Raw genomic sequence first — 12,271 nt, forward strand, 5'->3', positions numbered from 1 at the left:
CCCGCAATCACGTCAAGAGCCTGGAACGCCTCGGCTATAAGGTCACCATCGAGTCGATAGCTCCAGATGAGGAACACCTGCCGCTGACTTCAACCGGCTGACAACCACCCGGGACTGATCCAACGGCCCCCCACCCGCGCCGCCGGATACTGCCGCCTGCCCAGCTGAGGTCCTGTTTTCGGACTAGAACTGGAGGAAATCGCCATGAGCAAGAAAGTGATCACTGCGATCGCCGGGCTGAGCTTGACGGCCGGTCTGTTGGGATTGGCCGGCGCACCAGCTGGTGCCCAGACCGACGCGGCCAGCGAGGCTGTTACCGCTGCGATGGCCGCGCCGAAGCCGCCGAAGCCGCCGAAGGGCGCCAGGATTCGCGGCGAAGGCGACCCTCGCCCCCACGATCGGTAACGGCGTCGGTCCCGTTTTCGTCGACTGTGGCGGTGAGGCAGGCGTGACCCTCCTGGTCACCCATGTCTGACAGTGATCCTCCTACCCGGAACCGTGAACAGCTCCAGCGCTTCCGCAGCCCTGAGCCCGCCGGTCCATACGGCTGCGAAAGCGAACCTGCCAGCGGAGCAGCCCATGTGACGATCTGGGCGACGCGATCCGGTACGCCCCGGCCCAGCGTTACACCCCTCACCCCTCGAGAAAGGGCCCAGGTTGTCGCACGCCTGGGCGAGGGCGGGCAGGGGGTCGTCTACGAAGGGCGGGGCGCGTCCGGCGAACGCGTTGCGATCAAGGTCCTCCGAGACGGCGCCGATCCTGACACCCGCCGCCGGCAGGTCACCATCGCGGTCGGCTGAGGATCGATCGCACTGCTTGCCGTCTGGCTGATCAACCCCATCCCGGATGGCGTCCACACAGCGCAGGATGTAGCCTCCGGTGCCTTCGAACGAGCCAAGGAGCCAGCCGTGCCCGTGACCAACCAACAGATCTACCAGCGGTACGTCTGGGCGGGGATGACCCGGGACGCCGCCGCGCTGGCCGAGATATTCACCGCGGACGGTGTCCTGGAGACACCGCTTGTCTCGGCCGGTGGCTCCTACCCGCGGCGCTTGGAGGGGCGCGAGGAGATCCGCCAGGCCATGGCCGCGTACTACGAACGCTCGGCGAATGACGACCGCACCGTGAACGTAGACAAGAGCCGCTACGTCCTGCACACCACGACCGACCCCAACGTGTTCATCGTCGAGATCGACACCGCCTTCGAAAGCCCCCGCGGGGGCGAGCAGCATGGCGCTGGTTCAGATCTTCCGGCTGCGCGACGGGAAGATCGCCCTGCTGCGCGACTACTTCGCTCCCGAGGAGGTCGCTTGAGCGAAGCCGATCAGGCATCAAGGAGACGACTACGCCGCCCGGCGCGTCCAGCTTGGCTCGTGCTGTGACCGGGAATGATCATGGTTGCCGGTACGCGGACAGGTGCCGGCCAGCACGCCCTGAGCATGCACGTGGTTACCGAAGCAGACCACGTGCAGGGGGGTCGGCCGCCGGGTCGGCTTCGAACTGGTCAGGGCGGCGCAGTCCCGCGCTGCGCATGCGGCCCTGGGGGCCGTTCTCGCGAGAGCGCCGCGCAGGGCATCGCCGTACGACCGCCCCGCCGTACACCCCAAACCCCGCCTACCAAGCGCCGCACTGCAAAGAGTGGTCGGCGCTCTTCATTTCGCCAGCAACTCCTCGACCGTTTGCACGCCGCGCTCCAGCACCGCGGTGTAGATGTCCGAACCACCGATCGTGTCGGGGTAGTCCGGGCACTCGTGCTTCAGCCGCAGTATCGTCGCGCGTTGGTCATCGGTTGCCGCACGCAACCGCAGTGCGTCGGGGACGTGCGGCCGCTCGACGACATGCAGCCAGAACGTCAGGTCGACCTTCCACACCTCGTTGACGAGCAGGACGGCGTAGAAACGCTCGTCGGTGAGTCGCGAGGTCGGACGGCGCTCGCCTCGTTCATCGCGGAAGTCCACAGCAAGCACCTCGACGCGGTCGGCCAGGGTGGCCACGCCGGTGAGGACGTGGAGCGCTGTGGCGTCCGGGGCGTCGAACATGACGTCGAGGTCGCGGACAATCATCAGGCCGGACAGCGCGCTACCGATCACCTGGGCACGCCAGGGGAACGCGGTCTGCAGGTCAAGTTGGTCGAGGAGCCGGCTCGCCTCGGCCTGCAGGACCTGAGCGTGTTCGACCAGCGACATGGACACAACGTAGGAGACAGTCAACGGGCAACACCAGTGATTTTCCGGGGACGATCACCTCGCCGTCGGCCGGTAGGGCGGCGGGCTGACCGCTCTGGCCTCTGCGGCACCACATCGAGCCGCCGGTCGACTACGTTGCCCGTCAGACCAAGGCGTCAGCCGGCAACTCGGGCACGTAAAGGTGTGCGCCGGGGGTCGGAGCCGTCGATCCAGTGCACCGCCGGCAACCCGCGTGGAAGGCCATCGACGCCTCCCCACATTGCTGGGGAGACCTCACCAGCCCATGGCCTGTCACTACTATCGGGCATGATCCTGGAGAATCACGGTGTGCCGGTGGCAGCCCGCCCCAACGTGCGTGGAGGAGATCATGCCCGCTGTCCCGCTGGAGCCAGGGGACCCGCGTGTGCTGGGCGCGTTCCGGATCGTCGCACGCCTGGGCGAGGGCGGGCAGGGGATCGTCTACGAAGGGCAGAGCGCGTCCGGCGATCGTGTCGCGGTCAAGGTGCTGCGGGGCGGCACCGATCCTGACACCCGCCGCCGGCTGGCCAGGGAGCTGGAGTCGGCCCGCCGGGTGGCTCCCTTCTGCACGGCACGCGTGCTGGCCGCCGGGTCCGACGGGCCGGCTCCGTATGTGGTGAGCGAGTTCGTCGCGGGCCCGTCGTTACAGGAGCGGGTACGCGCGGGCGGCCCCCTGCGGGACGGCGACCTCGATCGGCTGGCGGTCGGCACGGCCTGTGCCCTGGCGGCCATTCACGGCGCCGGGGTCGTTCATCGGGACTTCAAGCCCGCCAACGTGCTACTCGGTCCCGACGGGCCGCGCGTGGTCGACTTCGGCATCGCCCGGCCGCTCGACGCCAGTACGGCGCCCTCGACGATGGCGGGCACCCCGCCGTACATGGCGCCCGAGCAGCTCAAGGGCGAACACGCCTCTCCCGCGGCCGATGTTTTCGCCTGGGCCGCAACCATGGTCTACGCGGCGACCGGCCGGGCGCCGTTCGGCTGCGACACTGTCGCCGCCGTCTTCCACCGCATTCTTACCGTGGAGCCTGATCTTTCGGGCATTCCACAGAGCCTGCGCGACACCCTTGCCGCCTGCCTGTCGAAGGATCCCCGAACGCGCCCCTCTGCCCGGTCGCTCCTGATCCGCCTGGTCGACCCCGGTGACCCTACCGTCACGGTTCCGGACGTGGGCCCGGTCCCCAGCGCGTATGTCCCGCAGAACTGGCCCGCCCCCGGCCCGACCAAAGTGCTGCCGACCGAGGCCGTGCCCGTGGGCGGATCGACGGTGCCGCTCGGCGGCGCCGGCATCCCGGAACAGGACGCGCCGCGGCGGCGGATGCGGCCGGCCATGCCGTTGATCGCCGTCACCGTGGCGGCTCTCGCAACGGCCGGGGTGCTGTACGCGACAGGAACGATCGGCGGCTCGGCCGCAGACGGCGAGGCGACGACACAGGCGACACCTGATACGTCCACAGACCGGGAATCGGCCTCCGGACCGACCTCGACACCGCCCAAGGCCCGGGAGCCGGCCTCGGGATCAACTACGGCGCCGCCCTCGCCCAGGACGGGTGCGATACCGGAAGCCTTCGCGGGGACGTGGACGGGACGGGTCGTCTCCCAGGACGACCGCAAGCAGGGCATCGACGTCACGATCACCCTGACGGGCGGGCAGAGCACCGGGACGTGGGCAAACGGCGACTGCGCGCAGCAGGCCACGCTCACTCGCCTCAGGAGCGACACCGTGCTCGAGATGACCGTGGCGCAGCGGGATCAGTGCGTGGGCGGAGACATGACCCTCACGCTGAACGGTCCCGGAAGGCTCGACCTCGTACGGCAGGAGGGCGCGGGCGCGCTGGAATACCGCGGTAGCCTGCGCCGCTCCTGACCGTTCAGCCGGCACGCGCTATCTGGAAGGAATACGCCCCGGTCTTCGCCTCGCCCGACCTGACCACCAGCGCGTAGCGCCCGTCCCCGGCCGAGAGCGGGATGTCGAACTCGTAACCGCACAACGGGACAGGCTGCCGGGCGGTGGCGACGCTCTTCTCAGCGGCGTCAAACAGCTCCAACTGGATGGCCAGGCACGCCCCCGCGCCCCCAAGAACCTTGACAGCTGTGGCGCCGTCGGCGTCGAACTCGAAACGGTCGATCCGACCGGGAACGTCCAGCCGCCCGGCCCCGGCGGGGCTGCCCTCACCGATCTTCAGGCCGATCGCCACGGGAAACGTCCGGACCTTGACAGTGGCGATCCGGAAGCTGTAGGCCCCGGTGACGTTCGTGCTGCCCCAGACCTCCAGCCGGTGCCCGCCCGCCTTGCTCAACTTGAAGATCGAGGTGCCCCAACTCAGCGCGACGCTGGACGGGCCCAACGGCTCGCCGTCGACGTCGGAGAACACCTGTAACTGGATATCGTCACCCTGCATGTCGGCGACGTAGAACTCCTTGGCATCGCCCAGGTCCAGGGTGAACTTGTCCCTCTGCCCCGCCCTGGTCAACTCGGCCGAGACCGTACTGCCGTCGGTCAGGACGCCTCCCGGCTCGACCGCCACCGGGGACTGGCCGTCCTGACCGGTCTCAGCCTGAGCAGGCAGGCTCTCAGCCTGAGCAGGAGAGCTCTCGCCCTGAGCAGGTCGGCTCTCTCTGGGCGCGGCAGTCGCGCTGCCGGTCACGGTCGCCGGAGCGGTGTCATCGCCCCTTGTCTCACCGCCTGCGAGGCCGCATCCCGCGAGCACCAGCAGTGTGAGAACGAGGACGACGCCGTACCGGCGCGGTGCGACTCGGCGCACCACAGGGAAATTCGCCATGTCAGCCATTGTCTGGAGCACGCTTACAAGCCGATTGCCCGCAACTATCCCAGCTCTGAAAGGGCCGAGGCCCTGAGACCCTCCCCCTCAGCGTCCAGCCCTCGGCAGGTCGGTCAGATCCAGGCGGCGGTCGGTCCGCAGCTGGATCTCGCCATACGGAGTCATGTTCGAATGGAAGATCGGGATCAAGCCCCGCCGGTGGCCCTCCGCTCGGGTCCGTGCCACCAGCCGCAAAGTAGCTGTGAGTAACCAGGGGCTCCCGGACGGCTTGGGGCCGGAGGCCGGGCTGTTCCGTGATCTACGGGCTCAGTAGGTGCGTGAGTGGATCCTCTCAGCTCGGGAGGCCCCGAACGGGCGCCATCCCCCTGCACCGCGCACTGGGTGAGGGCTTACGCTGCACACCATGTTTCCTCCAGTGAAGATCATCTCCGGTGGGTTGGAGATTCGTGAGTTCGGGCCGCAGGATGCTGTACCCGTGGCGGCATTCGTGGCGGCCGGGGATCGAACGGCACTGCCGCCGGGCTCCCCTGGGGCGGTCGCTGACGTGGACGGGTGGCTGACTGACAAAGTGCACCAGCGGCGACTGGACGGCGAGGGCGTCCACCTGGCGATAGTGGAGCAGAGCACCGGCAAGATCGTCGGCAGTATCGGGTTGCGGGACACCGACTGGGAGGCTGGTCGCACCGAGATCGGTTACGGAATGCACACCAGTCAGCGAGGTCGCGGTTATGCGACCGAGGCAGCGCGCGCGGTTGGACGGTGGGCGCTTATCGATGGCGGGATGCGGCGGGTTCAGTTGCACTCCCGCGTCGACAACGTCGCTTCCCTGCGGGTGGCCGAAAAGGCCGGATACCAGCGGGAGGGCACACTGCGGATCGCCGAGCGGGAGGGGTGCGAGCCTCATGACCTGGCCGTCTTCTCGATGATCGCCACGGGGGTGGTTTTGCTTGCAACTACCGACCGCCCTTGTTCGTGAGTGGCGACCGCACCCCGAGCTTCAGCGAAGTTGATTTTTGCCAGTTCTGACCGCACCCCGACGGCAGGCGGCAATGGACCGCTGACCTGGGCTCACGACGGCCAGCCGGATCTGTCCGGGAGCGGCCATACCGAGCTGCCCGGTGGCGGCAACGCGATTACCTAGCGTGATTGGCGTCCAAGGTAGACGCGCGCGTAGCCGCCGTTCGGCGCTCATCCTCTGGCCTTCATGATGCCCTCGCGGAGTGTTCGAGATCGGACATTATGGGCGGGTGCTGCGCTACGTACTGTTGCGCGACGCCCTTCGGAACCTCAGTCTTGAGCCCTCGGCAGGATGTCGTGCGGTGAATCATCTGGGCCTCACGGGATCGGATCCGCTGCAAGGATGACGGCCGTGCGCCGCTACGAGACCAGTATGTACGACAGCAACCGCTGGGACGGCTTCGAGCTCCGCCCCGGCGACATCATCATCAGCACCCCCCCAAAGTGCGGGACGACGTGGACGCAGATGATCTGCGCCCTGCTCATACTGCAGGAACCGGAGCTCCCGCTCCCGTTGGACACGCTCTCGCCGTGGATCGACATGGTGACTCGCGCCCGCACAGACGTGTTCGCGGACCTGGAAGCCCAGACGCACCGCCGGTTCATCAAGACACACACGCCGCTCGACGGGATACCCAACGATCCGACGGTCACGTACATCTGCGTCGGGCGGGACCCGCGCGACGTGGGGCTGTCGATCGACCACCATATCGACAACACCGACATCGGCGCGTTCCTCAGCCAACGCAAACGGGCGGCCGCGATCGACGGTATCGAGCTCGGACCATTGCGGCCACCGCGGCCGCGCCCCGACGGCGAGCGGGACCGCTTCTGGCAGTGGGTCGACGACGAGACGCCATCGACGCAGGTCGGGTCGTCGCTGCGGCGCACTGTAGAGCACCTGCAGACGTTCCGGGACGCCGCCGACGATCTCGACGTCGTGTACTTGCACTACGACGACCTAAAGGCCGACCTGGAGGGGCAGATGCGGCAGATGGCCGCGCGCCTCGGCATCGACGTCGACGAGCACCGATGGCCCCGCCTGGTCCAGGCGGCGACGTTCGAGTCGATGCGCAGCAGGGCCGACACGACCGTCCCCGCCGGCGGTCCGGAGCACTGGATCGATCCCGCCGCGTTCTTCAGCCGCGGCACGAGCGGCCAGTGGCGCGACCTCCTCGACGACGCCGACCTCGCCCGGTACGCCGCGCGCGTGCGGGCGCTCGCGTCCGACGATCTCGTCGAGTGGGTGCATCGCGAGCCGATCGACTGAGATCCCCGTCCGGCGGTATACCCGCACTACCCAAAGCTGATCGTCAGCGCCGCCCGCCGCCCATAACTGCCGATCCGCGCTCGGGACCAACATCAGGGGTCTGCGCCTCAACCGACGCCGGATTCGGCGATCGGGGCAGTGTGGCAGCGCGTCGGCTAGCGAATCTGGTCACACTCTGTGATGGTCATAGCGCCTTCTTCCTTGCCGCCAGCGGCCAGATCCGGATGGCCGCCGACACTGCGCCGCCGCCCCGCCCCTCCTCGGTGCGAATGACCTCGGGCCGGTGAGTGCGGTCAGCTCTCACGAACAACGGACCCGACTCCAGGCCCAAGATCGCGGTCGAAACTGGCGAGCAAACGCGGTCCGTTGTCGCGAACATAATCACGGGGGCAACCGCCGACAACCGCCCCAAGGCTGAACAAGCCGACAGAAGGTCATCACTGTAGCGATCCGAACGAGAAACGCTGCACGGTCGTGGGCGGTGAAGTTCCGCTCGCCCGGTGGTAAGAAGCGCGTCACACGGCCCAAACGAGCGGTGTCGCCCCAGGTCACGGTGCGCAACTGCGCCTCCCGCATGGGCGGGGTTTCGGTCCGGGCGTTCGGGGATGAGTCCGGCGCTCTGCGGCTCGATAACGCTGGATCGGGCGTTTCCGCAGGTCGCGTTGCTCGCTAACAGCTTTTATGTCAAGCCGTCCGGGAGCCCCTGGTTACTCACAGCTACTTTGCGGCTGGTGGCACGGACCCGAGCGGAGGGCCAATGAGCAAGCGTTCTTGTCCGCGCCGGGCAATCCCGTGCTTCCGAGATCGACACAATCTCGGAAGTAGACTCCCAGGTGTGACTTCCGAGATTGCGCACTCCGACCCCTCGCAGGCGCCCGGATCCGCTTCCGAGATTACGAAGCGCCGTCCGGGTGCCCGCCCCACCCGGCTGCCGCCCGCCTACGACGCGGTGCTCGGCGAGTACGCCTCGGCGCTGGAGCGCGCGCCGCTGTCGGACGAGACCCGGCGCACCTACCGCTCGCGCGTGCGCATGTTCCTGTCCTGGCTGTCCGATCACGCCGCCACCTATTCCGCCGATCCCCTCGCCGATCGGCAGGCTCGGGACTGGGCGGTGCGCGACTATCGCATGTGGCTGCTGCGCGACGGCCCGGCCAGGCGCAGCCGCGTCTACGTCAACTCAGTCCTCACCGCGCTGGACGACTTCCACGTCCGCAAGGGCCTGGGCAAGGCCGACGTCGGCCGCGAAGACCTGCCCAAGAGCGCGCCGCGCGCGCTGGAGGAGCGCGCCCGCATCCGCTGGCTGCGCGCCGTGGAGGCGCATCTGTCGCCCCGGGGCCGGTGCATCGCGCTGATCCCGTACTACGCCGGCGCGCGCATCAGCGAGGTCGTCCGCCTCGATGTCGGCGACGTCCAGATGTCGGCCCGCAAGGGCAAACTGCGCCTGTACGGCAAGGGCGGCAAGTTCCGCGAGGTCGACATCCACCCCAAGCTCCGCCACGAACTGCAGCTCTGGCTCGACGAACGCCCCAACTGGCCCAACGCCGACGGCAACCGAGCTCTGTTCCTCAACGCCAAGGGGGGACGGCTGACCGCCCGGGCGGCCAGCGGCATCATCGCCGAGATCGCTCAGACGGCCGGGCTGGATGATCCCACCACCGCGCACGTCCTGCGCCATACGCTCGCCACCACTCTGGTCCGCGGCAAGACCGACCTGGTCCTGGTCGCCGAGATCCTTGGCCACTCCCGCCTGGAGACCACCCGCCGCTACAGCTTGCCGTCCGACAAAGACAAGGAAGATGCCCTCAGACTGATCACGGTTGACCGCTGACCGTACGCCTGCCTGCGGAAACGGGGCATCAAGATCGACTCATGGCCGGTTTTGCCCGTATCTCGGCTGGACCCGATGTGTGAGCGTAGGTATAGCGATAGCGTGGCGAGCTGCGCAGCAACCATGGCCGCGAGGTCAGCTACGCCGGCATCGCCGCCGGCATCGGGATTAGCAACGGTCACCGCTTCTCCTACGCCGAGATCGGCTTGCCGGGATCGAGGTGACGGTAGATCGTGGCGCGGCTGACGCCGAGCCGGTCGGGGATTTGCTGGACGGTGTAGCGGCGCTTGCCGTCATCGCCCTTCATCTCGTACAACGCGCGATGCGGCGCATGAGGTGCGTATGCACCACGCCGCGCCGGATCAGCAGATCCGGGGGCACCGCCGGATCGAGACATCGGGGCCAGGTGCTGGCCGGACGTGAACAAGATCACCCGGCCACCGGAGCGGCGATCGTCATGTTGAGCAGCAAACGCCTGGGTCAGCAGCACGCTGCCGCGAGCGTTCACTGCCCAGGCCAGATCGAGCTCGGTCACAGTCACCTCCTCCAGTGACTGCTTCGAGTTGCGGGCATGGTTGGCGATCAGCACGTCAACGTGCCCGAACCGCTCGACAGCCTGCTCGATCACCCACGCTGGTGTCAGTGGATCGGCGAAGTCGGCCTGCACATGCGCCAGCCGGTCGCCCAGCCCACCCAAGGCATCCAGCACGCCGGCCATCACTGCCCCATGCCTGATCAGCATCATGAGGTGTCCATGACTGCGCCAGCACCTTGGCCCCGGCCGCCAACAGCTCCCGCGTCACAGCGAACCCGATCCCTGCCCGCCGACTTACGCCGGTCACCACCGCGACACGGCCAGCCAGAGGACCTCGCTCCGCACTTGCGCTCTCTTCAGCCGCGTCTCTACGGCCGCCGCAACCCGGCGCCCCCGAATCCTGCGCCGTTGCTCGGCGAGAAGGGTTGGCGTCTGAACCTGCCAATAGTGCAGCGTTCCGCGTCGCCTTTCATCGCTGTATCAAGTGCGCTCTTCAAGCGCGGGCGCTACCGCAGTTGGTCGCGGCGGCGGGTGAGGTAGGCGGTCTCGGCGGTGTTGCCGGCCAGCTCGATGGCCCGGTCGTAGGCCGCGCGTGACTGCTGGCTTTGGCCCAGCCGGCGCAGCAGGTCGGCGCGGGTGGCGTGGTAGGCGTGATAGCCGGCCAACGCCTCGGCGAGGAGGTCAACGATGGCCAGTGCCACCTCCGGCCCGTCGAGCTCGGCCACGGCGATGGCCCGGTTGAGGGCGATGATCGGCGAGGGGTCGAGGCGGACGAGCTGGTCGTAGAGGGCGAGAACCTGCGACCAGTCGGTGTCGCGGATGTCGCGGGCGGAGGTGTGCACCGCGTTGATCGCGGCGAGGATCTGGTAGCGACCCGGCGCCACCCCGGCGGCGGCAGCCGCCAGGCGCTCGCGCACCAGCCGATGACCTTCGGCGATCAGTTCCGCGTCCCAGGCGCCGCGGTCCTGCTCGTCGAGCGCGACCAGTTCGCCGCTGGCCGAGACCCGGGCGGTACGGCGGGCCTCGATGAGCAGCATCAGCGCCAGCAGGCCGGCCACTTCTCCGTCCTGCGGCAGGAGCGCGCGGATCAGGCGGGTGAGCCGGATCGCCTCGGTGGTCAGGTCGTGTCGTACGGGATCGGTGTCGGGGCCGCTGGCCAGGTAGCCCTCGTTGAAGACGAGGAACAGGACGGCCAGGACGCCGGAGACACGAGCCGGCAGATCGTCGGCGGACGGCATCCGATAGGGGATGCGCGCCGCCTTGATCTTGGCCTTCGCGCGGGTGATGCGCTGCTCCATGGCGGTCCCCTGCACCAGGAAGGCACGGGCGATCTCGGGCACGGTCAGCCCGCCGACCATGCGCAGCGTCAGCGCCACGCGGGTCTGCATCGCCAGCGCCGGGTGACAGCAGGTGAAGATCAGCCGGAGCCGGTCGTCGTCGATGGCGCCCAGCGGCTCGGGCGGGTCGTCGTCGTACACCCTCTGCGCCTCCTTGTGCTTGTCGTCGCGCTTGTTCTCGCGCCGGATCCGGTCGATGGCCTTGCGGTTGGCGGTGGTGGTCAGCCAGGCGCCCGGGTTGGGGGGCACGCCGTCGGCCGGCCACCGCTCGACGGCGGTCGTGAACGCCTCGGCCGCCGCCTCCTCTGCGATGTCGAGGTCACCGAAGCGCCTGGTCAGGCCGGCCACTACCCGCGCCCACTCCTCGTGGTGGGCCCGGGTGACCGCCTCGCGGACGTCGACCCTGTTCACTGGAACGGCCGCACCTCGACCTTCCGGTTGCAGGCCTTCGACCCCTCGGCGGCCAGCTTGAGCGCCACGTCGAGGTCGGGGGCCTCGATGACCCAGAAGCCGGCGAGGTACTCCTTGGACTCCACAAAGGGCCCGTCGGTGACCAGCGCCTCCCCACCCCGGTTGTCGATGACGGTGGCCGTGTCGGGGAAGGCGAGGCCGCCGACGAAGACCCAGTGGCCCTCCGTCTGGAGCCGGTCGTTGAACACGTCGATCGCAGCGTGCTCCTCCGGGGTGGCGAGGCTGGCCTGGTCGTGGATCACGGAAATCAGGTACTGCATCGGAAAGATCCTCTCCTATGGTGTCAAGACAGTGTGGACCGGTCCGGTGCCTCGGTCGGCGCGTACCGCGGGCGCCCGGCCGGCCGGTAGACCTGGATCGTCACGCCCTTCGAGTCGACTCGCGACTCGACCAGGTCGAGCGCGAGATCCGGGCCGGTCTGCGAGAACAATCGCGCGCCGTGGCCGAGAACCGCGGGAACGACGATCAGAGTCATCTCGTCGACCAGATCGTTCTCCAGCAACCACCGGGTCGGCGCGCCACTGCCGTGCACCTGCAGCTCACCCCCCGGCGTGGCCTTCAGCTCTCGGACGGCGGCCGTGACGTCTCCGGACAGGACGGTGGTACCCGACCACTCGGGATCGGCGAGTGTGGTCGATGCCACGTACTTGGGCTGTGTGTTCAATGCCCGCATGACGGGCTCCCAGCCAGGGACATCCTGTTCCGTCCAGGACCCCCACGAGCCGGCGAACAGCTCGTAGGTCCGCCGACCGAACAGGAACGCATCGGCGCGCTACTTGTCACCAGCACCGCCGAAGGCACGCCTGGTGTCATCGCCTTCGGCGCC

The 12,271-nt window shown here is 68.5% G+C and carries 12 protein-coding genes; 6 read left to right on the forward strand and 6 right to left on the reverse strand.

Going from position 1 to position 12,271, the window contains the following annotated elements; genetic code table 11:
• Window positions 1-204: 204 nt before the first annotated feature.
• Together ACFLIM_RS47260 and ACFLIM_RS47265 are read left to right on the forward strand one after the other, a co-directional pair.
• Window positions 205-405 (forward strand): hypothetical protein, encoded by a 201-nt coding sequence (locus ACFLIM_RS47260; protein ID WP_393176923.1) that lies wholly within the window; start codon window positions 205-207, stop codon window positions 403-405.
• Between the two features lie 509 nt (window positions 406-914).
• A complete protein-coding gene (locus ACFLIM_RS47265; protein ID WP_393176926.1) occupies window positions 915-1,382 on the forward strand; it encodes a nuclear transport factor 2 family protein in 468 nt (155 codons plus the stop codon).
• Window positions 1,383-1,652: 270 nt separating this feature from the next.
• Here ACFLIM_RS47265 and ACFLIM_RS47270 read toward each other — a convergent pair whose 3' ends face one another.
• On the reverse strand, window positions 1,653-2,186 hold the full coding sequence (locus tag ACFLIM_RS47270; RefSeq protein ID WP_393176929.1) for a hypothetical protein: 534 nt from the start codon (window positions 2,184-2,186) through the stop codon (window positions 1,653-1,655).
• Window positions 2,187-2,553: 367 nt separating this feature from the next.
• Here ACFLIM_RS47270 and ACFLIM_RS47275 point away from each other — a divergent pair, with 367 nt between their 5' ends.
• Window positions 2,554-4,071 (forward strand): serine/threonine-protein kinase, encoded by a 1,518-nt coding sequence (locus tag ACFLIM_RS47275; protein WP_393176932.1) that lies wholly within the window; start codon window positions 2,554-2,556, stop codon window positions 4,069-4,071.
• 4 nt (window positions 4,072-4,075) lie between these two features.
• On the opposite strand, the gene ACFLIM_RS47280 is transcribed toward ACFLIM_RS47275, so the two are convergent.
• The gene (locus ACFLIM_RS47280) at window positions 4,076-4,987 is read right to left on the reverse strand and encodes a hypothetical protein (RefSeq protein ID WP_393176935.1); all 912 of its coding nucleotides are present in this window, start codon (window positions 4,985-4,987) and stop codon (window positions 4,076-4,078) included.
• Window positions 4,988-5,402: 415 nt separating this feature from the next.
• Here ACFLIM_RS47280 and ACFLIM_RS47285 point away from each other — a divergent pair, with 415 nt between their 5' ends.
• The 3 genes from ACFLIM_RS47285 (at window position 5,403) to ACFLIM_RS47295 (ending at window position 9,102) form a co-directional block, all read left to right on the forward strand.
• A complete protein-coding gene (locus ACFLIM_RS47285; RefSeq protein ID WP_393176938.1) occupies window positions 5,403-5,963 on the forward strand; it encodes a GNAT family N-acetyltransferase in 561 nt (186 codons plus the stop codon).
• A 384-nt stretch (window positions 5,964-6,347) separates the two neighbouring features.
• A complete protein-coding gene (locus ACFLIM_RS47290) occupies window positions 6,348-7,274 on the forward strand; it encodes a sulfotransferase domain-containing protein (protein ID WP_393176941.1) in 927 nt (308 codons plus the stop codon).
• Window positions 7,275-8,109: 835 nt separating this feature from the next.
• Window positions 8,110-9,102, forward strand: a complete 993-nt coding sequence (locus tag ACFLIM_RS47295) for a tyrosine-type recombinase/integrase (protein ID WP_393176944.1) — start codon at window positions 8,110-8,112, stop codon at window positions 9,100-9,102.
• A gap of 190 nt (window positions 9,103-9,292) precedes the next feature.
• Here the strand turns inward: ACFLIM_RS47295 and ACFLIM_RS47300 are convergent, their stop codons facing one another.
• The 4 genes from ACFLIM_RS47300 to ACFLIM_RS47315 form a co-directional block, all read right to left on the reverse strand.
• Window positions 9,293-9,847, reverse strand: coding sequence for an SDR family NAD(P)-dependent oxidoreductase (locus ACFLIM_RS47300; protein ID WP_393176947.1), 555 nt, complete (start codon window positions 9,845-9,847; stop codon window positions 9,293-9,295).
• A gap of 296 nt (window positions 9,848-10,143) precedes the next feature.
• Entirely contained in the window at window positions 10,144-11,385 is a 1,242-nt protein-coding gene (locus ACFLIM_RS47305) for an RNA polymerase sigma factor (RefSeq protein ID WP_393176950.1), read from the reverse strand.
• Window positions 11,382-11,705: a YciI family protein gene (locus tag ACFLIM_RS47310; protein WP_393176952.1), complete on the reverse strand. Its 324-nt coding sequence runs from the start codon at window positions 11,703-11,705 to the stop codon at window positions 11,382-11,384. The genes ACFLIM_RS47305 and ACFLIM_RS47310 overlap by 4 nt, the downstream gene beginning before the upstream one ends.
• A 23-nt stretch (window positions 11,706-11,728) precedes the next feature.
• Window positions 11,729-12,202 (reverse strand): dihydrofolate reductase family protein, encoded by a 474-nt coding sequence (locus ACFLIM_RS47315; RefSeq protein WP_393177002.1) that lies wholly within the window; start codon window positions 12,200-12,202, stop codon window positions 11,729-11,731.
• Window positions 12,203-12,271 lie beyond the last annotated feature (69 nt).

The organism is Nonomuraea marmarensis, assembly GCF_043197025.1.
In the GTDB taxonomy this organism is placed as follows: domain Bacteria; phylum Actinomycetota; class Actinomycetes; order Streptosporangiales; family Streptosporangiaceae; genus Nonomuraea; species Nonomuraea marmarensis.

Excerpts from the sequence above, each read along its gene's own strand:
- ACFLIM_RS47280 (WP_393176935.1), bottom strand. The coding sequence starts at position 4,987 with ATGGCGAATTTCCCTGTGGTGCGCCGAGTCGCACCGCGCCGGTACGGC.
- ACFLIM_RS47290 (WP_393176941.1), top strand. The coding sequence starts at position 6,348 with ATGACGGCCGTGCGCCGCTACGAGACCAGTATGTACGACAGCAACCGC.
- ACFLIM_RS47300 (WP_393176947.1), bottom strand. The coding sequence starts at position 9,847 with ATGATGCTGATCAGGCATGGGGCAGTGATGGCCGGCGTGCTGGATGCC.
- ACFLIM_RS47310 (WP_393176952.1), bottom strand. The coding sequence starts at position 11,705 with ATGCAGTACCTGATTTCCGTGATCCACGACCAGGCCAGCCTCGCCACC.
- ACFLIM_RS47275 (WP_393176932.1), top strand. The coding sequence starts at position 2,554 with ATGCCCGCTGTCCCGCTGGAGCCAGGGGACCCGCGTGTGCTGGGCGCG.
- ACFLIM_RS47260 (WP_393176923.1), top strand. The coding sequence starts at position 205 with ATGAGCAAGAAAGTGATCACTGCGATCGCCGGGCTGAGCTTGACGGCC.
- ACFLIM_RS47270 (WP_393176929.1), bottom strand. The coding sequence starts at position 2,186 with ATGTCGCTGGTCGAACACGCTCAGGTCCTGCAGGCCGAGGCGAGCCGG.